This window comes from Alcaligenes sp. WGS1538 (assembly GCF_043187505.1).
Taxonomy (GTDB): Bacteria; Pseudomonadota; Gammaproteobacteria; order Burkholderiales; family Burkholderiaceae_B; genus Alcaligenes.
This window is the reverse complement of sequence record NZ_CP171109.1, coordinates 3269000-3289454: the sequence shown is the minus strand read 5'-3', so window position 1 is coordinate 3289454 and position 20455 is coordinate 3269000. Positions and strand designations below refer to the sequence as shown.

At 65.4% G+C, this 20455-nt stretch carries 18 protein-coding genes and 1 riboswitch; of the genes, 9 read left to right on the top strand and 9 right to left on the bottom strand.

The features are described from left to right. Nucleotide 1 precedes the first annotated feature (1 nt). Nucleotides 2-1861, top strand: coding sequence for a penicillin-binding protein 2 (gene mrdA / locus ACF3ND_RS15280; RefSeq protein WP_394061922.1), 1860 nt, complete (start codon nt 2-4; stop codon nt 1859-1861). Further along, nucleotides 1858-2997 (top strand): rod shape-determining protein RodA, encoded by a 1140-nt coding sequence (gene rodA / locus ACF3ND_RS15275; RefSeq protein WP_394061920.1) that lies wholly within the window; start codon nt 1858-1860, stop codon nt 2995-2997. The genes mrdA and rodA overlap by 4 nt, the downstream gene beginning before the upstream one ends. A 28-nt stretch (nt 2998-3025) precedes the next feature. On the opposite strand, the gene mutY is transcribed toward rodA, so the two are convergent. From mutY to ACF3ND_RS15260, 3 genes are read right to left on the bottom strand one after another with little or no spacing between them, the layout of a single operon-like run. Then, the gene (mutY, locus tag ACF3ND_RS15270; protein ID WP_394061918.1) at nt 3026-4114 is read right to left on the bottom strand and encodes an A/G-specific adenine glycosylase; all 1089 of its coding nucleotides are present in this window, start codon (nt 4112-4114) and stop codon (nt 3026-3028) included. Beyond that, nucleotides 4114-5022: a cell division protein FtsX gene (locus ACF3ND_RS15265; RefSeq protein ID WP_394061916.1), complete on the bottom strand. Its 909-nt coding sequence runs from the start codon at nt 5020-5022 to the stop codon at nt 4114-4116. Before ACF3ND_RS15265 ends, mutY begins: the two co-directional genes overlap by 1 nt. Then, nucleotides 5019-5690 carry a cell division ATP-binding protein FtsE gene (locus ACF3ND_RS15260; RefSeq protein ID WP_394061914.1) on the bottom strand — a complete coding sequence of 224 codons (672 nt, stop codon included), beginning with the start codon at nt 5688-5690 and terminating at the stop codon, nt 5019-5021. Before ACF3ND_RS15260 ends, ACF3ND_RS15265 begins: the two co-directional genes overlap by 4 nt. A 221-nt stretch (nt 5691-5911) precedes the next feature. Between ACF3ND_RS15260 and ACF3ND_RS15255 the strand changes: the two genes are divergently transcribed. The 6 genes from ACF3ND_RS15255 (at nt 5912) to ACF3ND_RS15230 (ending at nt 12079) form a co-directional block, all read left to right on the top strand. Next, complete coding sequence (locus tag ACF3ND_RS15255; RefSeq protein ID WP_394061912.1) at nt 5912-6928, top strand: amino acid ABC transporter substrate-binding protein; 1017 nt, start codon at nt 5912-5914, stop codon at nt 6926-6928. Between the two features lie 100 nt (nt 6929-7028). Beyond that, nucleotides 7029-8213, top strand: a complete 1185-nt coding sequence (locus ACF3ND_RS15250) for an amino acid ABC transporter permease (protein WP_394061910.1) — start codon at nt 7029-7031, stop codon at nt 8211-8213. Beyond that, nucleotides 8213-9304, top strand: coding sequence for an amino acid ABC transporter permease (locus ACF3ND_RS15245; protein WP_394061908.1), 1092 nt, complete (start codon nt 8213-8215; stop codon nt 9302-9304). The genes ACF3ND_RS15250 and ACF3ND_RS15245 overlap by 1 nt, the downstream gene beginning before the upstream one ends. A 55-nt stretch (nt 9305-9359) precedes the next feature. After that, the gene (locus ACF3ND_RS15240; protein WP_394061906.1) at nt 9360-10097 is read left to right on the top strand and encodes an amino acid ABC transporter ATP-binding protein; all 738 of its coding nucleotides are present in this window, start codon (nt 9360-9362) and stop codon (nt 10095-10097) included. A gap of 147 nt (nt 10098-10244) precedes the next feature. Beyond that, a complete protein-coding gene (locus tag ACF3ND_RS15235; RefSeq protein ID WP_394061904.1) occupies nt 10245-11234 on the top strand; it encodes a Bug family tripartite tricarboxylate transporter substrate binding protein in 990 nt (329 codons plus the stop codon). Between the two features lie 257 nt (nt 11235-11491). Further along, nucleotides 11492-12079 carry an OmpA family protein gene (locus tag ACF3ND_RS15230; RefSeq protein WP_394065851.1) on the top strand — a complete coding sequence of 196 codons (588 nt, stop codon included), beginning with the start codon at nt 11492-11494 and terminating at the stop codon, nt 12077-12079. Between the two features lie 424 nt (nt 12080-12503). Here ACF3ND_RS15230 and thiC read toward each other — a convergent pair whose 3' ends face one another. From thiC to ACF3ND_RS15215, 3 genes are all read right to left on the bottom strand, one after another. Further along, nucleotides 12504-14420 carry a phosphomethylpyrimidine synthase ThiC gene (gene thiC, locus ACF3ND_RS15225; protein WP_394061902.1) on the bottom strand — a complete coding sequence of 639 codons (1917 nt, stop codon included), beginning with the start codon at nt 14418-14420 and terminating at the stop codon, nt 12504-12506. Between the two features lie 55 nt (nt 14421-14475). After that, nucleotides 14476-14569: riboswitch (TPP riboswitch) on the bottom strand. A gap of 40 nt (nt 14570-14609) precedes the next feature. Then, complete coding sequence (locus tag ACF3ND_RS15220) at nt 14610-14987, bottom strand: helix-turn-helix domain-containing protein (protein ID WP_394061901.1); 378 nt, start codon at nt 14985-14987, stop codon at nt 14610-14612. A 94-nt stretch (nt 14988-15081) separates the two neighbouring features. Continuing rightward, the gene (locus ACF3ND_RS15215; protein ID WP_394061899.1) at nt 15082-15459 is read right to left on the bottom strand and encodes a helix-turn-helix domain-containing protein; all 378 of its coding nucleotides are present in this window, start codon (nt 15457-15459) and stop codon (nt 15082-15084) included. A 112-nt stretch (nt 15460-15571) separates the two neighbouring features. Here ACF3ND_RS15215 and ACF3ND_RS15210 point away from each other — a divergent pair, with 112 nt between their 5' ends. After that, the gene (locus tag ACF3ND_RS15210) at nt 15572-16333 is read left to right on the top strand and encodes a DNA-binding response regulator (protein ID WP_394061897.1); all 762 of its coding nucleotides are present in this window, start codon (nt 15572-15574) and stop codon (nt 16331-16333) included. A gap of 146 nt (nt 16334-16479) precedes the next feature. On the opposite strand, the gene ACF3ND_RS15205 is transcribed toward ACF3ND_RS15210, so the two are convergent. The 3 genes from ACF3ND_RS15205 to obgE all read right to left on the bottom strand — a co-directional run bounded on the left by ACF3ND_RS15205 (nt 16480) and on the right by obgE (nt 20271). Beyond that, nucleotides 16480-17736: a D-amino acid dehydrogenase gene (locus ACF3ND_RS15205; RefSeq protein ID WP_394061896.1), complete on the bottom strand. Its 1257-nt coding sequence runs from the start codon at nt 17734-17736 to the stop codon at nt 16480-16482. 149 nt (nt 17737-17885) lie between these two features. Then, on the bottom strand, nt 17886-19043 hold the full coding sequence (gene proB, locus ACF3ND_RS15200) for a glutamate 5-kinase (RefSeq protein ID WP_394061894.1): 1158 nt from the start codon (nt 19041-19043) through the stop codon (nt 17886-17888). A 136-nt stretch (nt 19044-19179) separates the two neighbouring features. Then, nucleotides 19180-20271, bottom strand: a complete 1092-nt coding sequence (gene obgE / locus ACF3ND_RS15195) for a GTPase ObgE (RefSeq protein ID WP_394061892.1) — start codon at nt 20269-20271, stop codon at nt 19180-19182. Nucleotides 20272-20455 lie beyond the last annotated feature (184 nt).

Below are 20455 nucleotides of genomic sequence, written 5' to 3'. Positions count from 1 at the left end.
CATGTTCGAATTCAAGAAAACCACCCACCAGCAACGCCAGCGGATGCTGGTCCGCGCCATGGTGGCCGCCATCCTGGCCGCATTGCTGCTGAGCGTGCTGGGCGTGCGCCTGTGGTATTTGCAGGTGGTGCGCTACGAAGGCTTTGCCGCGCGCGCCGACCAGAACCGGATCGCGGTGGTGCCCATCACGCCCCGGCGCGGCGAGATCCTGGACCGTAACGGCGTGGTGCTGGCGCGCAACTACCGCGACTACACCCTGTCGGTGGTGCCCGCCAATCTCGAAGAGCCCGTGGACGACATGCTGGACAAGGTCGGGCAGCTGGTGGAGCTCAGCTCGCGCGACCGGCGCCGCTTCAAGCAGAGCGTGGCGCAGAACAGCCGCTATTCGGAAAGCATGCTGCGCAACAACCTGAATGACGACGAGGCTTCCTGGTTCGCGGCCCACGCCTACAAGTTTCCCGGCGTGACCCTGCAGGCGCGCTGGGTGCGCGAATATCCGCAGGGCGAGGCGGCCGCCCATGTCATTGGCTATGTGGGCCGCATTTCCGAGGCCGACCAGACGCGTCTGGAAGAGACGGGCCAGACGGGCAACTACCGGGGCACCAGCGTGATCGGCAAGAAGGGCATCGAAAAGACCTGGGAGCAGACCCTGCATGGCCGCACCGGCATCGAGGAAGTCGAAGTGGCGGCCTCGGGGCGCCCGGTGCGCACGCTCAGCCGTGTGGATCCGGTGCCGGGGGCCAACCTGAAACTGTCGCTGGACATAGGCTTGCAGAAGGTGGCCGAGGCCCAGTTCAAGGGGCGCCGCGGCGCCCTGGTGGCCATCGAGCCGGCCACCGGAGAAGTGCTGGCCTTCGTGTCGGCGCCTTCCTTCGACCCCAATCTGTTCATCGACGGCATCGACGTCGAAAACTGGCGCAAGCTCAATGATTCGCCCGACCACCCCCTGATCAACCGTCCCTTGTACGGCACCTATCCCATCGGCTCCACCTACAAGCCCTTCGTGGCGCTGGCGGCGCTGGAACTGGGCAAGCGCAACGCCACCGATCGCCTGCCCGACCCCGGCTACTTCGAGTTCGGCGGGCAGCGTTTCCGCAACGCGGGCGGCGCCGTGTACGGCGCCACGGACATGCACCGCGCGCTGGTGGTGTCCTCGGACACTTATTTCTATTCGCTGGGGCCGGAGATCGGCGTGGACAGTCTGCACGACTTCATGAAGCAGTTCGGCTTCGGCCAATACACCGGCATAGACCTGGACGGCGAGCGCCGCGGCATCCTGCCGTCAACCGAATGGAAGCGCCAGGCCTATCGCAAGCCCGCCCAGCAGCGCTGGTATGCGGGCGAGAGCATCTCGGTGGCCGTGGGCCAGGGCTACAACTCCTTCACCCTGCTGCAACTGGCCCACGCCACCGCCGTGCTGGCCAACAATGGCATCTCCCGCAAGCCTCACCTGGTCAGCCAGATCGTCAACCCGCATGATCCGGACGTCGAAAAGCCGGTGCGCATCGATACCGAGGTCATCCCCCTCAAGCAGGCCAACCTGGACGTGGTCAAGCGCGCGCTGGTGGACGTGGTGCGCATGGGGACCGCCCGGCGCGCGTTCGCGGGCGCGGCCTACCAGGCCGCCGGCAAGACCGGCACGGCCCAGGTGTTCAGCCTGCGCGGAGCCAAGTACAACGCCAATGCCATCGATGAACGCCTGCGCGATCACGCCCTGTTCATGTCCTATGCGCCGGCCGACAATCCCAAGATCGCCGTCGCGCTGATCGTGGAGAACGCCGGTTGGGGCGGCTCGGTGGCGGCGCCCGTGGCGCGCCAGGTGTTTGATTACTGGCTGGTCGAGCGGGGGCATCTGCAATGAAACGTCTTCTTCAATGGGGCTTGAAAGCCATCAACGCCTTCGACTGGCCCCTGTTGCTGCTGCTGTTGCTGATGACGGTGCTGGGCCTGACGGTCATGCATTCGGCCGTGGGCGGCACCGACTGGCGCTTTGCCGACCAGACGCGCAATTTCCTGCTGGCCTTCGGCGTCATGTGGCTGGCCGCCTTGATCCCTCCGCCGCTGTGGATGCGCCTGGCGCCCTATGTGTATTCATTGGGCGTGGTGCTGCTGCTGGGCGTGGAGTTCTTCGGCGAGACCAGCAAGGGCGCCACCCGCTGGCTGGACCTGGGCGTGGCGCGCATCCAGCCTTCGGAGATGCTGAAGATCTCGGTTCCGCTGATGCTGGCCTGGTATTTCGATCGCCACCAGGGCTCGCGCATGCGCTTCATGGACTTCCTGGTGGCCGGCGTGCTGCTCATGATTCCGTTCCTGCTGATCGTGCGCCAGCCGGACCTTGGCACCGCGCTGCTGGTGTTCGGCGCCGGTTTCTGCGTCATTTATTTCGCAGGCCTGTCGTTCCGCCTGCTGGTGCCCATCTTCCTGGTGCTGATCCTGGGCATCAGCGCCTTGCTCTACTACGAAGACCAGATCTGCGTGCCGGACCTGGACTGGGTGGTCCTGCACGACTACCAGAAGCACCGCGTCTGCACCTTGCTCAACCCGGGCAGCGACCCGCTGGGCAAGGGCTTTCACACCATCCAGTCCATGATCGCCATCGGTTCGGGCGGCATCTATGGCAAAGGCTACATGATGGGCACCCAGTCCCACCTGGATTTCGTGCCTGAACGCACCACGGACTTCATTTTCGCCGTGTTCGCCGAGGAATTCGGCCTGTATGGCGGCATCATGCTGCTGGTGCTGTATGCGCTGCTCATCGTGCGCGGACTGACGATCGCCGTGGCCGCGCAGACGCAGTTCAGCCGCCTGCTGGCCGGCTCCATGTCCATGATGCTGTTCGTCTACGTATTCGTGAACATCGGCATGGTGACGGGCATCCTGCCCGTGGTCGGCGTGCCCCTGCCGTTCCTGAGCTACGGCGGCACGGCCTTGATGACCCTGGGCGTGGCCTGCGGGATGCTGATGAGCATCAGCCACCACAGGCCGGGCAGGCCCTAGCGCCTGTTCAGCATCGGGGGGCGCGCCGCTATTCCAGCGTCAATTGCGCCTCGCCCACGCCGTACAGGCCGTCCAGCAGCTTGCGTATGGGCGCGGGCAGGGCGGCGTCGCGCAATCCGTCGAGTTCCAGCCAGCGCTGCCGGGCGGCGGGCTCGGCCAGTACGGGGTCGTCGGCTTCCAGCAGCCAGGGCGTGATGTGCAGCTTGAAATGCGAAAACACATGCTGGAACGAGGCCAGGACCACGGGCTCCTGGTTCGACCAGCGCCGCGCTGCCGCGTGCAGGGCCTGTTCGTCGTCGAATTGGGGCAGGGTCTGCAGGCCGCCCCAGATGCCTTTGTCGGGGCGTTGTTCCAGCAGCAGCCGGCCGTCCTGCTCCAGGATCAGCACGTGGCAGCAGCGCTCGTCCTGGCGGGTGCGCTCCTTGGGGCTGGGCAGCTCGGCCTGCACCTGGCGGGTATGGGCGTAGCAGTCCGATTGCAGGGGACACAGGCTGCAGGTCGGCTTGCTGCGCGTGCAGCACTGCGAGCCCAGGTCCATCAGGCCTTGCGTGTACGCCGCCATGTCCAGATCGGCCGGCGCCTGTGCCAGCACCTCCTGCGCCTTGTCCCACAGCGCGTTCTCCACGGCCTTCTTCTGCGTCGGACCATAGATGCCGAAGTAGCGCGTGAAAACCCGCTTGACGTTGCCGTCCATGATGGGACTGCGTTCGCCGAAACAGAAGGCTGCGATGGCGCAGGCCGTGGAGCGGCCTATGCCGGGCAGCCCGGCCAGTTCCGCCGCTGTGCCGGGGAAGCGGCCCTGCCAGCGTTCCGCGACCTCGCGCGCGCAGCGGTGCAGGTTGCGGGCGCGGGCGTAGTAGCCCAGGCCGGCCCAATAGGGCATGACTTCGTCCTGGCTGGCGGCGGCCAGATCCAGCACGGTGGGAAAACGTTCCAGAAAACGCTCGTAGTAGCCCAGGACAGTGGCGACCTGGGTCTGCTGCAGCATGATCTCGGACAGCCAGACCCGGTAGGGGTCCCGGGTGTGCTGCCAGGGCAGATGGTGGCGGCCCGCCTCTTTCTGCCAGGCCACCACGCGGCCGGCCAGGCCGCGCGTACAGGGTTCGGGTAGGGACATCAGTATTGGGTGGTGCGGGTGACGGACCAGCGAGCGGCCAGGGCGCCCAGGATGGCGACCAGGACGGCGGCGGTCAGCAGGAGCGAGAAGTCGGGCAGGCGCAGTTGCAGCGGCACGCCGTAGCTGGCGGCCAGGCGCGACAGCGCCTGGTTCAGGGGCGTCAGGGCCAGCAGCGCCAAGCCGCAGGCCAGGGCGCTGGCCAGCAGGCCGGTCAGCGCGCCCATGTACAGGAAGGGGCGCCGCACGAAGGCCTCGGTCGCGCCCACCAGGCGCGCCACGGCGATTTCCTCGCGCTGGCTGAGGGCCTGCAGGCGCACGGTGTTGAAGACGGTGGCGATGACCACCACGCCCACGCCGGCCATCAGGATCCACAGGCCGATGCGGATGAAGCGCAGGATGGCCTCCAGGCGCTGCACCCATTCGCTGTCCAGCAGCACACTGTCCACGCCTTCGCGGCCCTGGATGTCCTTTGCCAGGGTGTCGGCCCGCGCCGCCAGGTCGGGGGCCTCGTGCAGGGTCAGGACGATGGCATGGGGCAGGGGGTTGCTGGGCAGCACGGCGAGCGCGTCCGCCCAGGTGGGGTTGCCCTTGAGCTGGCGCAGCGCCTGCTCGTTGCTGACCAGGCGTGTTTCGGCCAGCAGCGGTTCGAACTCCTGCCGGATGCGGGCCGTCAAGTCCTGAGCCTGCTCCAGCTTGGCGTCCTGTTTCATGAAGACCGTCATTTCGGGGGAGATCGGGATCTCGCGCACCACGGGTTGCGCGGCCAGCAGGATGGCGGCGCCAAGGATGGGCACGGCCAGCGTCAGGGCGATGACCACCAGGTTGGACAGCGAGGAGAAGGGCTGCACCTTCAGGCGGCGCAGGGCCACCAGCAGGGCGTATTGATGGTGTCGCAGCCAGCGTGTCATGCCAGCACCCCCGGATGGTCGGAGAAGCGCCCGTCCTGGATCAGTAGGGTGCGGCGGGCGTAGCGGGCCATGAGCTTCAGGTCATGGGAGGCGATCAGCGTGGTCACGCCGACCCGGTTGAAATCCATCAAGACGTCCATGATGCGTTTGGCGTTGTCGGCGTCCAGGTTGGCGGTGGGTTCGTCCGCGATCAGGATGGCCGGGCGGTTGACGATGGCCCGGGCGATGGCCAGGCGCTGCTGTTCGCCGCCGGACATCTCCACGGGATTGAGGTCCTCCTTGCCGCGCAGGCCCACTTTTTCCATGGCGGCGCGGGCGCGCGCCTGGGCGGTGCGCGGGTCCAGACCCACGACCGCCAGCGGCAGGGTGACGTTGGCCAGCGCGCTGCGGTCGTACAGCAGGTGTGTATCCTGCAGCACCACGCCCACGGCGCGGCGCAGGTAGGGGCGGGCGCGCGCCGACAGCTTGTCCAGGCGGTGTCCGTTGACCTGCACGGAGCCGCGGCTGGGCGGCTCAAGGCCGCCGATCAGGCGCAGCAAGGTGGATTTGCCGGCTCCCGAGGGGCCCGAGACGAAGATGAATTCGCCGGCCTGGATGCGGAAGTTGATGTCGGCAAGAATATTCCTGCCGCGGCCATACGACTTGAAAACGTGTTGGAACTCGATCATCGCGATGGAAAATCAAAGGTAAGTCTGTCCGGGACGCCCCAATGGCGACCCGGCGCGGGCCGGCGTCAAAGCGCCGGGCCAAACATGGCCGGCCGTGGTTCCATAAGAGGGAAATTCCCCATACTTGTTTCGCAACACTGGTCTTACGATTGGATACCGACAGCTTAGCTGCAATTGTAATCTGCATCCATTTACCAAAAGTAAACAGGAGGTGACATACCATGAGGTTCGTGAAAACCATTGCATGCGGTGTGGCTTTGATGGCATTTGGCGCCAGCGTACAAGCCGGTGAAACCCTGGACGCAGTCAAGAAGAAGGGCTTTGTCCAGTGCGGGATATCCACCGGCATCGCCGGCTTTTCGCTGGCTGACAGCAAGGGCGCCTGGTCGGGCATAGACGTGGACGCCTGCCGCGCCATCGCCGCCGCCGTCTTTGGCGACGCGGCCAAGTACAAGGTCACCCCCCTGACGACGCAGCAGCGGTTCACCGCCCTGCAATCGGGCGAAGTGGACGTGCTGACCCGCAACACGACCGCCACCATCGCCCGCGACACCACCCTGGGCCTGATGAGCGCGGGCGTGAATTACTATGACAGCCAGGGCATCATGGTCAAGAAGGCGCTGGGCGTCAAAAGCGCCAAGGAGCTGGACGGCGCCGCGGTCTGCGTGCAGCCCGGCACCACCACCGAGCTGAACCTGGCCGACTGGTTCCGATCCCAGAACATCAAATTCAATCCGGTCGTGATCAACAACCCCGAAGAGGCCATGCGCTCCTTCACCTCCGGGCGCTGCGACGCCTTCACCACCGACAAGTCCCAGCTGGCCTCCATGCGCGCTGCGCAGGCCTCGCCGGATGATTTCGACATCCTGCCCGAGGATCTCTCCAAGGAGCCGCTGGGACCCATGGTGCGCCAGGGCGATGATGAATGGTTCACGCTGGTGCGCTGGACCTTGAACGCCATGCTGGAGGCCGAGGAATACGGCATCACCTCCGCCAATGTGGACGAGAAGGCCAAGAGCGACAATCCGAACGTGCAGCGCATCCTGGGCGTGTCCGGAGAACTGGGCAAGGGCTTGAAGCTGGACAACAAGTGGGCCTACAACATCATCAAGCAGGTGGGCAACTACGGCGAAAGCTTCGAGCGCAACCTGGGCAAGAACACGCCGCTCAAGCTCGAGCGCGGCCTGAACGCCCAATGGCGAGACGGCGGACTGATGTACGGGTGGCCAGTGCGTTAAGATTCCACATCTTCACCATCTGTTTCCGCGCCTTGCCGACGGCGGGGCGCGGGCCATCTCGCAGGGCTACGCGTAGTGCTGCTAACACGGGTTTTACGCTATGGCACAAAACACACCGGCTCCGCAGGCGCCGCGCCGCCGCCTGTCCTGGAATGATCCGTTCACGCGCGGCATCATCTACCAGGTCCTGATCCTGGGCATGCTGGGCTTCTGTGTGTGGTATCTGGTCTCCAATACCTTGCACAATCTGGCGGTGCGCAATATTTCCACAGGCTTTGGATTCCTGGACCGCGAGGCGGGCTTTGCCATCGGCGAGTCCTCCATCGCCTATACGCCGTCCGACACGTACGGGCGCGCCATCCTGGTGGGCCTGATCAATACGCTCAAGGTCTCGGTCATCGGCATCGTCGCCGCCACCCTGATCGGCACGGTGCTGGGCATCGCGCGCCTGTCCAGGAACTGGCTCATCTCCCGGCTGGCGGGCCTGTACGTGGAGGTGATGCGCAATGTCCCGCTGCTGCTGCAGCTGTTCTTCTGGTATGCATTGATCACCGAGGCGCTGCCCGGCCCCCGCCAGGCGCTCAATCCGGTCAGCGGCGTGTTCCTGTCCAATCGCGGCCTGAAGCTGCCCACGCTGCAGGGCGACGGCCTGAACTGGCTGCTGCTGGGCCTGGGGGCGGCCATCGTGGCCGTCGTGCTGCTGGCGCACTGGGCGCGCCGCCGCCAGGAGCAGACCGGCCGCATCTTCCCGGTGGCGCGCGCCAGCGCGGCTCTGCTGCTGGTCCTGCCGGCCGCCGCACTGCTGCTCAGCGGCGCGCCGATCGCGCTGGACGTGCCCGAGCTGCGCGGCTTCAACTTCGCGGGCGGACTGACCCTGTCGCCTGAATTCGCCGCGCTGCTGGCCGGGCTCATCATCTATACCTCGGCCTTCGTGGCCGAAGTCGTGCGCTCGGGCATACAGGCCGTGGGCAAGGGGCAATGGGAGGCCGCACAGGCGCTGGGCCTGACCCGCAGCCGCATGATGCGGCTGGTCATTCTGCCGCAGGCCTTGCGCGTCATCGTGCCGCCCATGACCAGCCAGTACCTGAACCTGACCAAGAACAGTTCGCTGGCCGTGGCCATCGGCTATCCGGACATCGTATCGGTGGTGAACACCACGCTGAACCAGACGGGCCAGGCGATCGAGGGCATCCTGATCATCATGGCGGCCTACCTGACCGTCAGCCTGTCGATCTCGATCTTCATGAACTGGTACAACAACCGCATCGCCCTGGTGGAGCGCTAATGAGTCAGAACACCTCGACCCTGTCGGCCCCGCCGCCGCTGCAGCGCGGCCCGATCGGCTGGCTGCGCGAAAACCTCTTCTCCTCGCCGCTGAACGCCATCCTGACCGTCCTGGTGGTGTGGCTGCTGCTGATGACCGTGCCCGCCCTGGTGGACTGGCTGTTCATCAAGGCCAATTTCGACGCCCGGACAGCCCAGGATTGCCGTGCCAGCGCCGGAGCCTGCTGGGCCTTCATTCGCGAGAAGCACCGTCTGATCCTGTTCGGCATCTATCCCTACGACGAGCAGTGGCGGCCCTTGCTGGCCTCCATCCTGCTGACGCTGCTGATCGTGTGCAGCTGCGTGAGCTGGTTCTGGAAGCCCTGGCTGCCCCTGCTGTGGCTGGCCGGCCTGACCGTGGTGGGCGTGCTGATGTGGGGCGGCGTGCTGGGCCTGAGCTACGTGGAGAACAGCCTGTGGGGCGGTTTGCCGCTGACCCTGATCCTGGCCACCTTCGGCATTGCCTTTGCCTTTCCGCTGGGGCTGCTGCTGGCCCTGGGGCGCACATCGCGCCTGCCGGCGGTCAAGGCCGTGTGCGTGGTCTACATCGAGCTGATCCGCGGCGTGCCCCTGATCAGCCTGCTGTTCATGTCCTCGGTGATGCTGCCTCTGTTCATGCCCGAAGGCTTCAATATCGACAAGCTGCTGCGCGCCCAGATCGCCATCATCCTGTTCGCCGCCGCCTACATCGCCGAGACCGTGCGCGGCGGCCTGCAGGCCATCCCCAAGGGGCAGTACGAGGGCGCGGAGTCCATCGGCCTGAGCTACTGGCAGACCATGCGCAAGATCGTGCTGCCGCAGGCGCTCAAGATCGTGATTCCGCCGCTGGTCAGCATCTTCATCTCGCTGTTCAAGGACACCTCCCTGGTGGTGATCATAGGCATCTTCGACCTGACCCAGGCCGCCAAGGTGGCGCTGGCCGATGCGGCCTGGCGCGGCTTCAGCACCGAAGCCTATCTGTTCATCGCCCTGATTTACTTCGTGTTCTGCTATTCGATCTCCCGTTACAGCCGCGCCCTGGAGCGCCGGCTGCAGACCGGGTATGAACGCTGAGACAGGCCGCGGCGCGCCAGGTGCGGGCCGCGGCCGACCCTACTAGGAGTTTTGCATGGCAGAGGCCATCATTGAGCTGAAGAACGTCAACAAGTGGTACGGACAGTTCCACGTGCTGCGCGACATCAATCTGGACGTGGGCCGGGGAGAGCGGATCGTGATCTGCGGGCCCTCCGGCTCGGGCAAATCCACCCTGATCCGCTGCATCAACCGGCTGGAAGAGCACCAGCAGGGCCGGATCGTCGTGGACGGCGTGGAGCTGACCAATGACTTGCGCCAGATCGAGGCCATACGCCGCGATGTGGGCATGGTGTTCCAGCACTTCAATCTGTTCCCGCACCTGACCGTCATGGAGAACCTGACGCTGGGGCCCATGTGGGTGCTGCGCAAGACCAAGGCTCAGGCCCAGGCCATGGCCATGAAGTACCTGGAGCGCGTGCGCATCCCCGAACAGGCCCAGAAATATCCCGGCCAGCTCTCCGGCGGCCAGCAGCAGCGCGTGGCAATTGCCCGTTCGCTGTGCATGGAGCCTAAAATCATGCTGTTCGATGAGCCCACCTCGGCGCTGGATCCGGAAATGGTCAAGGAAGTGCTGGAGGTCATGGTCGAGCTGGCCCAAACCGGCATGACCATGCTGTGCGTCACCCACGAAATGGGTTTTGCGCGCAAGGTGGCCGACCGGGTCATTTTCATGGACCAGGGCGAGATCATCGAGCAGAATGCGCCGGATGCGTTTTTTGACGCTCCCCAGAACGAGCGCACGCGGGAATTCCTCAGCCAGATCATTCACTGAGCCTGCGTGGTTTTACGCTTGCGCTGTGCGCAGGCATGTTTTTGTCGCCGGGCCGTCGGAATGCCGCATCACCCAAGACAAAAAGCGCCCCCTTGGGGGCAGCAAGCCGAAGGCGCCGCTTAATTTTTTTACTTGAAGGATAGTTCGATGTTTTGTGCACGCAAGTGGCTGTTGGCCGCCTCGGGAGTCGCCGCCATGATGGCCGCGCCCGCCGTCATGGCCGAAGATGCCTTTCCCTCCAAACCCATCCAGTTCGTGGTGCCGTATCCACCTGGAGGCCCGCTGGACAGCATGGCGCGCCTGCTGGCCGAGCGCGTCAAGGGCGACCTGGGCACCGTGGTCGTGGAGAACAAGTCGGGCGCCGGCGGCAATATCGGCGCCAGCATCGTGGCCAAGGCGGCGCCGGACGGATACACGCTGATGATGGGAGCCGTGGCCATCAATGCCATCAATCCCTGGCTGTACAAGACCGTCCCCTTCGATCCCGTGCAGAGCTTCGAGCCCATCGCCCTTGTGGCCTCGGTGCCCAACATCCTGATCGTCAACAAGGAATTCGCCCAGGACAACAAGATCGCCACGGTGCAGGACTTGGTGGCTTACGCCAAGCAGCATCCCGGCCAGCTCAATTTCGCGTCGGGCGGCAACGGCAGCGCGGGTCACCTGGCTGGCGCCGTGCTGAACACGCGCGCCCAGATCGATGCGATACACGTGCCCTATGCGGGCGCCGCCCCGGCCAAGACAGCCCTGCTGGCCGGCCAGGTGCATTTCATGTTCGACAACCTGGCCTCGGCCGCTCCCCTGATCAAGGCCGATTCGGTCAAGGCCCTGGCCGTGACCACGACGGAACGCTCCAACTTCTTCCCGGACGTGCCCACCATGGAGCAGGCAGGCGTTCAGCCCTTCGATTTGGGGACCTGGTTCGGCGTGTTCGTGACAGGCGGCACGCCCCAACCCATCGTGCAGAAGCTGCACGATGCCTATGCCAAGGCGCTGACCGAGCCGTCCGTGCGCCAGGCGCTGGCCGTGATGGGTTCGGACGCCGAGCCGGGCACGGTGGAGCAGTTCCGCGAGCTTGTCAGTAATGACCTGAAGAAGTACAAGGAGGTTGTGGCCAGTTCCGGCGCTGAGTTGTTCTAGGTCCTGGCCGTCCGGTGCCCGTCAGGGACGGGCATCGTGCAGGTGAAGTGCAGTCCGTTTGATCAAGAATTGTTAACAGAGGTGTTTGGAACCATTCTGTAACACCGAGTCTATGCGCGCCTTGCTAGCATAGGGGCGCTCGATAGGCCCTTGTACTTAATTTCGAGATTACGGAGAAAAGAATGACAATTTCCATTCGTTCTGCCAAATTGGCGGCATGTGCAGGCGCTTTCGCCATTCTGGCCGGCTGCGGCACCATGGACAATATGGGTACGGGCGGGCGCACTGCCGTCGGAGCGGGGGCAGGCGCCGCCGTGGGGGCGGGCCCGGGCGCCCTGATCGGGGACAGCAGCAAGGCGGCGGCCATCGGCGCGGGCATCGGCGCCCTGGCCGGCGGCATTGCGGCCTACAACTGGTCCGGCATCAAGAAAGATGTCCAGCAGTCCGGCGCGACCAGCCTGGGCGTGGACGTCACGGAAATGCCCGACGGCAGCCTGCGTGTCAACATCCCCAGCAGCGTCTCCTTCGACACGGGCAAGTACCAGCTGAAGCCGGCCCTGCTGCCGGTGCTGGACAGCGTGGCGCGCGCCATGGTCCAGCATCCCGAACTGCGCGCCAAGGCCATCGGTCACACTGACAGCACGGGCTCCGCCCAGACCAACCAGACGCTGTCCGTGAACCGCGCCAGCGCCGTCACCAACTACCTGACCCAGCAAGGCGTGGGCCAGGGCCGCCTGATGGTCGAGGGTCGCGGGCCGAACTCGCCGATCGGTGACAACGCCACGGCGGAAGGCCGCGCCATGAACCGGCGCGTGGAGCTGTATCTGTACGCTCCTCAGCAGTAAAGAAGGCTTTATGCGCCTGCAGGCGCGGACGAGCAAAGGCCCGGCTTTCGCCGGGCTTTTTTTGGGCCTGATGGTGCGCGAACAAGATTCCCCGCCTAGTTGCGGGGTGCGAATCGGCTGGTTGATAAGCAAGCAGGTCTTTGCAAAGACGCCGTTCAAGAAGCCTGGGGGACAGTCTGGGCTGGCTGCCTGCCGGTGCTGCGCACTGGTGCCCTTGCCGGCGGATCGCTCCGGGCGCATTCTGAACTCGCGCGATGGCTCGCCCCCCGGACGAGCCATAAGCGTCGCGCTCGAACAGCAGAATGCTTGCCTCTCGGAGCGCTCCCCCGCCGGCAATGGCCTTGATAATCGAAGAAGCCCCACAAGAAAGCCCCAGGCAGGATAAACCCGCCCGGGGCGCTTTCACTGCCTGATCATGAAGGCGTCAAGCCTCCTGGTACAGCTTGCTGCCCTGCTGCACGAACTGCACCGACATCTCCTTCATGCCCTGGTCCACGGCGGCCGCCTCGTCCAGGCCCTTGGCCTTGGCGTAGTCGCGCACGTCCTGCGAGATCTTCATGCTGCAGAACTTGGGTCCGCACATGGAACAGAAGTGGGCCACCTTCATGGAGTCCTTGGGCAGGGTCTCGTCGTGGAAGGCGCGCGCCGTGTCCGGGTCCAGGCCCAGGTTGAACTGGTCCTCCCAGCGGAACTCGAAGCGCGCCTTGGACAAGGCGTTGTCGCGAAAAGCCGCGGCCGGGTGTCCCTTGGCCAGGTCGGCCGCGTGGGCGGCGATCTTGTAGGTGATGATCCCGTCCTTGACGTCCTTCTTGTTGGGCAGGCCCAGGTGCTCCTTGGGCGTGACATAGCACAGCATGGCCGTGCCCTGCCAGGCGATCATGGCCGCGCCCAGGCCGGAGGTGATGTGGTCGTAGCCTGGCGCGATGTCCGTGGCCAGCGGCCCCAGCGTATAGAAGGGCGCTTCATGGCAGTGCTCCAGCTGCAGCCGCATGTTTTCCGGGATCAGGTGCAGCGGCACGTGGCCGGGGCCTTCGATCATGACCTGCACATCGTGCTTCCAGGCTGCCTGGGTCAGCTCGCCCAGGGTGCGCAGTTCGGCGAACTGGGCCTGGTCGTTGGCGTCGTATCCCGAGCCGGGCCGCAGGCCGTCGCCCAGCGAGAAGGCCACGTCGTACTGCTTCATGATGTCGCAGATGTCTTCGAAGTGCTCGTACAGGAAGCTTTCGCGGTGATGCGCCAGGCACCATTTGGCCATGATGGAGCCGCCGCGCGACACGATGCCCGTCATGCGGCTGGCCGTCATCGGGATGAAGGGCAGGCGCACGCCGGCGTGGATGGTGAAATAGTCCACCCCCTGTTCGGCCTGCTCGATCAGCGTGTCGCGGAAGATGTCCCAGGTCAGGTCTTCGGCAATGCCGCCGACCTTCTCCAGGGCCTGGTAGATGGGCACGGTGCCCACAGGCACGGGCGAGTTGCGGATGATCCATTCGCGCGTCTCATGGATGTTCCTGCCGGTGGACAGGTCCATGATGGTGTCCGCGCCCCATCGTATGGCCCAGGTCATCTTTTCGACTTCTTCGCCGATAGTCGAGCCCAGCGCCGAGTTGCCGATGTTGGCGTTGATCTTCACCAGGAAATTGCGGCCTATGATCATGGGCTCGGTTTCCGGGTGGTTGACGTTGGCCGGCAGGATGGCCCGGCCGCGCGCGATCTCGTCGCGCACGAATTCGGGCGTGACCAGAGCGGGCAGGGTGGCGCCGTAGCCCTGGCCGGGATGCACGCGGGTCAGGCGGCGGGCCATTTCTTCGCCTTGCGGGCCGCTGGCGCGCAGGCTCTCCAGGTAGTGCTCGCGGCGCAGGTTCTCGCGGATGGCCACGAACTCCATTTCGGGCGTGACGATGCCGCGTCGCGCATAGTGCATCTGGGTGACGTTGGCGCCGGGCTTGCCGCGCCGCGGCCGGCGGACCAGCTCGAAGCGCAGCGCGTCCAGCTCCGGATCGGCCTGCCGGGCCCGGCCGTACTGGCTGTTCAGGCCGGCGGTCAGCTCGGTGTCGTCGCGCTCCTGGATCCAGGCCTGACGCAGCGGCGGCAGGCCCTTGCGGATGTCGATATGGGCGGCCGGGTCCGTGTAGGGGCCGCTGGTGTCGTAGACGCTGAGCGGGGGGTTGCGCTCCGCGCCGAACTGGCTGGGGGTGTCGGCCAGGGTGATCTCGCGGAACGGCACGCGCAGGTCGGGACGCGAGCCGGTCTGGTAGATTTTGCGGGAATTGGGCAAAGGCTGGATCGCAGCCGGGTCCACGCTGGCCGCGGTGGCCGTGAAAGTTGGGTTTTTGCTTGTCATTGCAGCTCCAAGGAAGGGGTGGAGCCGATATAGGAAGAAGCACCTTGCAGGCATTGCACCTGGGGCGCACGCTCCCAGCATCGGCATTATCCGTACTGGTACGAGGGTGTTTCTCAACCCGCCTGCGGCGAGTACCCCTGCGTGAGGACAAGTATAGGTGTCTTGGACCTGTCTGTGGGCTGATAAAGCTTATTTGCTTTTCATGCCATTGAGCAGATGGCGTATGGTCTGGTCCAGGTGTTCGCGGTCCTTGCCGGACAGCGCCACGATCTCGTCCACGGAGAAGCGGCTGAAGGGCCAGGTGACGATGGGCGGTCCGCCGTCCGGTTCATGCATGACCAGTGCGCCGCCCACGCTGATCTCCATGGGGCCCAGGCCGCTCTTGAGCCACTGGGCGCTGACGTTCAGGGCCTTGGCCAGGTCCAGGATCTCGCGGGCGTCACGGCGCGCGCCGCTCTCGTAGTTGGAGATGGCGCTCTGGCTCAGGTTGCAGAGCCGGGCCAGCTCGGCCTGGGAGAGGCCGCGCTGCTGCCGGGCATGGCGTAGGCGTTCGGAAAAGTGCTTCACACCAGTGATTGTTCATGGAACGCCAACCACGATGGTTTTGGTGGATAATCCCGTATGTGATGATGGGGCTGCGGCCTTGCCGCGAGAGGGACCGCTAGCGGGGTTTCATGCCGTCGAGCAGGTGGCGCACGGTGCGCTCGAGCAGTTCGCGCTCGGCCACGGGCAGCGCGACGATTTCATCCACGGAAAAGCGGCTGAAAGGCCAGGTGACGATGGGCGGTCCGCCGTCCGGTTCATGCATGACCAGGACGCCGCCCGCCCGGGGCTCCATCATGCCCACTCCGTTGCGCAGCCACTGCGCGCTGACGCTCAAGGCCTTGGCCAGGTCCAGGATTTCCCGGGCGTCGCGGCGCGTGCCGTTCTCGTAGTTGGAGATGGCGCTCTGGCTCAGGCCGCACAAGCGGGCCAGCCCGGCCTGCGACAGGCCGCGTTGTTGCCGTGCGTGGCGCAGGCGTTCGGAGAAGTTTTTCACACCACAGATTGTTGATGCAACGACCACCACGATGGTTTTGATTAAATAACACGATTGTGATTTATAATGTCAGGCAGGGTCATCTGGCGTCATTATAGTTAAGGTATCAACTATGTCGGTTACAAATGTGGTTACTGGCGGTCCTGTTGTGCTGTACCTCTCCAGTGTCATTCCTGATCGAAACCTGCTGGAACAGCAGGTCAAGGCCCTGGCGGAACGGGGCTATCGGCCGATTTCCTGCCGCGACTCCACCGCCTTGCTGCAATTGGCGCAAAGCCGGGGCAGGCACATGGGCTCGGTGTGCATCGCCTGGCTGGGCGGCGCCTTGTCCGATATCTGCGCGGCCGCCGTGCGCCTGCGCATGCTGTGCCCGCAGGTCGGCATCCTGATGCAGGCGGACTATTCCGACGCGGCCATGCTCCAGGCGCTGCACAGCGGCGGAGACCAACTGTGTCCCAGGGATGCGTCCTTCGAACTGCTGGCGGCCAGCCTGCAAAGCCTGCAGCGTCGCCTGATGCAGGTGCCCATGCTGCCCGAACTGCGCCAACGCGCCGACTGGGCGCTCACACAGGAAGGCTGGGCCCTGGTGGCGCCCAACGGGCAATCCTTCGCCCTGACCACCACGGAGCGCTCTTTCATCTGCTGCCTGCTGCATCACCCCGACCGGCGCGCCAGCCACCATGAACTGCTCAGCGCCATCGCCGGTGTGCAGGGCGAGATCGAAGATCCGCCTTCGGCTCTGCTCATCAATCGGCTGGGGGTGCTGGTCAGCCGGATGCGCCGCAAGTTCAATCGGGGCGATGCCGTGCTGCCGGTGCGCTCGGTGCACAACTGGGGTTACATGTTTGCCGCCAATTGCGAACTGCGCGACTGAAGCCTTGGTTTGTCGTTCTTTCCCTCCGCATCATGCGGTTCGTCCGGCGCCAGGACCCTGGGATGAACTCTTTGTACGCCCGCCGTTGCGAATGACGCTTGCCCGTGCGTCCGTGTTCCGCGGTGGCGGGCGTTCTGCCGCTGCGGTCAATGCGCGTAGCGTTGCACCGACAGGTCGTCGGCACGGATGGCGGGCTCCCGGCCGCTGATGATGTCGGCCAGCAACTGGGCGCTGCCGGTGGCCAGCGTCCAGCCCAGCGTGCCGTGGCCGGTGTTCAGGAACAGATTGTCATAGCGCGTGCGGCCTATGATGGGCGTGCTGTCGGGGGTCTTGGGTCGCAGGCCGGTCCAGAAGTTCAGATCCACGCCGCTCTGGTAGCTGCCGGGGAACAGGTCGTTCAGCACCATCAGCAAGGTTTGCTGGCGGCGCGGGTTCAGGCGTTTGTCAAAGCCCACCACTTCCGCCATGCCGCCTACGCGTATGCGGCGATCGAAACGGGTCAGGGCGATCTTGTAGCTTTCATCGAGCAGCGTGGACTGCGGCGCCCGCGATTCGTCCGCAATGGCCGCCGTGATGGAATAGCCTTTCAGCGGATAGACGGGAATGGCCTGCAGGTCTTTCATCAGGCCCGTGGACCAGGAGCCCAGCGCGACGACATAGGCATCGGCCACCAGCAGTTCGTCCTGGCATTGCACGCCGCTGATCCGTCCGCCGCTTGCATGGATGCGCTGGATCGTCTGGCCCCAGCGGAATTCCACGCTTTCCTGACGGGCCAGTTCGGCCAGGCGGGTGGTGAAAAGCTGACAGTCGCCGGTCTCGTCGTCAGGAAAGCGCAAGCCGCCGCTCAGCTTGTGCTCAACATGCCGCAGGGCGGGTTCCACGCGGTGCAGCTCAGAGGCCGGCATCAGCTCGTAGCGCACGCCAGCCTGTTGCAGCACCTGGATGTCGGCGGCGACGGCGTCCAGTTGCTGCTGGGTGCGGAAAAGCTGCAGCGTGCCCTGCCGGCGTTGCTCGTACTGGATGCCGGTGGTCTCGCGCAGCTCGGCCAGGCAATGCCGGCTGTATTCGGCCAGCCGCACCATCCGTTCCTTGTTGGTGGCGTAATGGTCGGGCGTGCAGTTGCGCCACATGGCCAGGAGCCAGCGGATCTGCTCCAGGCTGCGGTCCGGGCGTATGGTCAGGGGAGGGTGGCGGTCGAACATCCAGCCTATCGCCTTGCGGGGGATGCCGGGCGCGGCCCAGGGGCAGGCGTAGCCGAAGGACAGCTGGCCGGCATTGGCGAAGCTGGTCTCCAGGGCGGGGCCCTGCAGGCGATCCACCACCGTCACGCTGTGGCCCTGGCGGGCCAGATAATAGGCGCTGGTGACTCCTTCCACGCCGGCGCCCAGAACGAGGATCTTCATACTTTTCCTTATATGGCGCGGCAGGGCTGCGCAGGTGCGAGGCGCGACATGCGCGCCCGCTGTCGTAATTCGATACGTCTGGCTGGTCTATTTCAACAGGCGGGGGCGGAGCGGGTCAAGGCCGGACGTCCGAGGCCCGCCCTGCCGGGTCAGTCCGACTCGGAGGCCGCGTTGGGAAACACCATGTTGTTGCGGTGCATCAGCTCGGTGTCGTTCGCGCCGCCCAGCAATTCATTGATCAGGTGGCTGGGCTGGCCCATGATGCGCCGGGTGTCGTCGGACGAATAATTGATCAGGCCGCGCGCGTACTCCACGCCATGCCGGTCCACGCAGGCGACCACATCGCCCCGGTCGAACTCGCCTTCCACGTGGGTGACGCCCACGGGCAGCAGGCTTTTATGGCCTTCGGTCAGGGCGCGCACGGCCCCGTCGTCCAGCGACACGCGTCCGCGCACGCGCAGGTGGTCCACCAGCCAGCGCTGGCGAGCCGAGCGTACGGGCAGCATGGCGCGCAGTTCGGTGCCTATGCGTTCGCCCCGGGCCAGACGCGAGAGCACATTGCTTTCCCGGCCCGAGGCAATGATGGTGTGGCCGCCGCTGTTGGCGGCCCGCTTGGCCGCCAGGATCTTGGTGATCATGCCGCCGGTGCCCACCATGCTGCCCGAGCCGCCGGCCATGGCCTCCAGCGTGGGGTCACCGGCCTGGGCCAGGGAGATGAACTCGGCATCCGGATTGCGGCGCGGATCGGCGCTGTACAGGCCGGCCTGGTCCGTCAGGATGATCAGGGCCTCGGCTTCGATCAGGTTGGTCACCAGCGCGCCCAGCGTGTCGTTGTCGCCCACGCGGATTTCGTCGGTGACCACGGTGTCGTTCTCGTTGACGATGGGCACCACGCCCAGGTCCAGCAAGGTGTTGATCGTGCTGCGCGCGTTCAGGTAGCGATGGCGGTCGGCCAGGTCTTCGTGAGTCAGCAGGATCTGGGCGGTGCGCACGCCATGGCGGGCAAAGGCCACTTCATAGGCCTGGATCAGGCCCATCTGTCCCACGGCGGCAGCGGCCTGCAGCTCGTTCATGGCCTTGGGCCGGCGCGGCCAGCCCAGGCGCGCCATTCCTTCGGCGATGGCGCCGCTGGAGACCAGCACCAGTTGCTTGCCCTGCGCATGCAGGCTGGCGATCTGGGTGGCCCACTGCTCAACGGCGTCAAGGTCTATGCCTTTGCCTTCGTTGGTGACCAGGGACGAACCCACCTTGACGACCAGGCGCCGCGATTGGGCGACGGCGGACTCGGAGTGAGAAGAGAGCTGCATGATGAGCCTGAGATCCATCGGTTAGCGTAGAAATAGGGAAAATGCCCGGAGGGAAGGAGCGGCAGGCTGACCGCGGGACCGGGCGTCATGGGTTCGCGCCGGCCCCGAAGGCCGGCGCAACGGGCCGCCGGCCTGTTCAGTCCGGGGCGAAACGCGGGTCGTCGTACACGTGGGTGCCGTCGGCCTTGTCCTGTTCGATGTGTTCCTTGCGGGTTTCCTCGTCCAGCCAGGATTGCAGTTGCCAGACCAGTTCCTGGGTGCCTTCGCCGGTCAGGGCGGAGATGCCGAACACGGGGCCTTCCCAGCCGAGCTCCTTGAGCAGGCGGGCCTTGAGGTCTTCGGGATCGTCCACCATGTCCAGCTTGTTCAGCACCAGCCAGCGCGGCTTGGCGTACAGTTCTTCGCTGTACAGGCGCAGTTCTTCGACGATGGCGCGGGCTTCGGCGACGACTTTGTCCACCACGTCCACGTCCGGATCCAGGCTGGAGACGTCCAGCAGGTGCAGCAGGATGCGCGTGCGGGTCAGATGGCGCAGGAACAGATGGCCCAGCCCCGCGCCTTCGGAGGCGCCTTCGATCAGGCCTGGAATGTCCGCCACCACGAAGCTGTGCGATTCGGAGGAACGCACCACGCCCAGATTGGGGTGCAGCGTGGTGAAAGGGTAATCGGCGATGCGCGGGCGGGCGTTGGAGACGCGCGAGATGAACGTGGACTTGCCGGCGTTGGGCATGCCCAGCAGGCCCACGTCGGCCAGCACTTTCAATTCCAGGCGCAGCTTGCGCTGCTCGCCTTCCTTGCCGTAGGTGAACTGGCGTGGCGCGCGGTTCACGCTGGACTTGAAGTGCAGGTTGCCCATCCCGCCCTGGCCGCCCTTGGCCAGCGTGACGCGTTCGCCGTGGCGTTTCAGGTCGTACAGTTGTTCGCCGGTGTCGGCGTCGAACACCATGGTGCCCACGGGCAGGCGCAGCACGATGTCCGGGCCGGCGGCGCCGTACTGGTCCGAGCCGCGGCCATTTTCGCCGTTGCGGGCGCGGTGCAGACGGGCGTAGCGGTAGTCGATCAGGGTGTTGACGTTGCGGTCGGCCACGGCATGGATGCTGCCGCCCCGGCCGCCGTCGCCGCCGTCCGGCCCGCCTTTTTCGATGAATTTTTCCCGGCGGAAGCTGGCGACGCCATTTCCGCCTTTGCCTGCGATGACTTCAATGGTCGCTTCGTCTACGAATTTCATGGTGATGAGTGCTGTATGGGTCCAGGAACACGCGTGGCCGCGGTCCCGTATCCGGACCATTTTAAACAAAAAACACTAAGTGCTCAGTGTATAGGAGATTGGGCGCGAAGCCGGCAGATTGCGCGCCGGGCAGGCGTGCTCTTGTCGTTCTGGGGCCGGCCGCGCAAAGAAAAAGCCCCGCCGC

Bases quoted from the DNA above. Each gene is read 5' to 3' on its own strand.
- mrdA (WP_394061922.1), top strand. From the start codon at position 2: ATGTTCGAATTCAAGAAAACCACCCACCAGCAACGCCAGCGGATGCTG.
- rodA (WP_394061920.1), top strand. From the start codon at position 1,858: ATGAAACGTCTTCTTCAATGGGGCTTGAAAGCCATCAACGCCTTCGAC.
- mutY (WP_394061918.1), bottom strand. From the start codon at position 4,114: ATGTCCCTACCCGAACCCTGTACGCGCGGCCTGGCCGGCCGCGTGGTG.
- ACF3ND_RS15265 (WP_394061916.1), bottom strand. From the start codon at position 5,022: ATGACACGCTGGCTGCGACACCATCAATACGCCCTGCTGGTGGCCCTG.
- ACF3ND_RS15260 (WP_394061914.1), bottom strand. From the start codon at position 5,690: ATGATCGAGTTCCAACACGTTTTCAAGTCGTATGGCCGCGGCAGGAAT.
- ACF3ND_RS15255 (WP_394061912.1), top strand. From the start codon at position 5,912: ATGAGGTTCGTGAAAACCATTGCATGCGGTGTGGCTTTGATGGCATTT.
- ACF3ND_RS15250 (WP_394061910.1), top strand. From the start codon at position 7,029: ATGGCACAAAACACACCGGCTCCGCAGGCGCCGCGCCGCCGCCTGTCC.
- ACF3ND_RS15245 (WP_394061908.1), top strand. From the start codon at position 8,213: ATGAGTCAGAACACCTCGACCCTGTCGGCCCCGCCGCCGCTGCAGCGC.
- ACF3ND_RS15240 (WP_394061906.1), top strand. From the start codon at position 9,360: ATGGCAGAGGCCATCATTGAGCTGAAGAACGTCAACAAGTGGTACGGA.
- ACF3ND_RS15235 (WP_394061904.1), top strand. From the start codon at position 10,245: ATGTTTTGTGCACGCAAGTGGCTGTTGGCCGCCTCGGGAGTCGCCGCC.
- ACF3ND_RS15230 (WP_394065851.1), top strand. From the start codon at position 11,492: ATGGACAATATGGGTACGGGCGGGCGCACTGCCGTCGGAGCGGGGGCA.
- thiC (WP_394061902.1), bottom strand. From the start codon at position 14,420: ATGACAAGCAAAAACCCAACTTTCACGGCCACCGCGGCCAGCGTGGAC.
- ACF3ND_RS15210 (WP_394061897.1), top strand. From the start codon at position 15,572: ATGTCGGTTACAAATGTGGTTACTGGCGGTCCTGTTGTGCTGTACCTC.
- ACF3ND_RS15205 (WP_394061896.1), bottom strand. From the start codon at position 17,736: ATGAAGATCCTCGTTCTGGGCGCCGGCGTGGAAGGAGTCACCAGCGCC.
- proB (WP_394061894.1), bottom strand. From the start codon at position 19,043: ATGCAGCTCTCTTCTCACTCCGAGTCCGCCGTCGCCCAATCGCGGCGC.
- obgE (WP_394061892.1), bottom strand. From the start codon at position 20,271: ATGAAATTCGTAGACGAAGCGACCATTGAAGTCATCGCAGGCAAAGGC.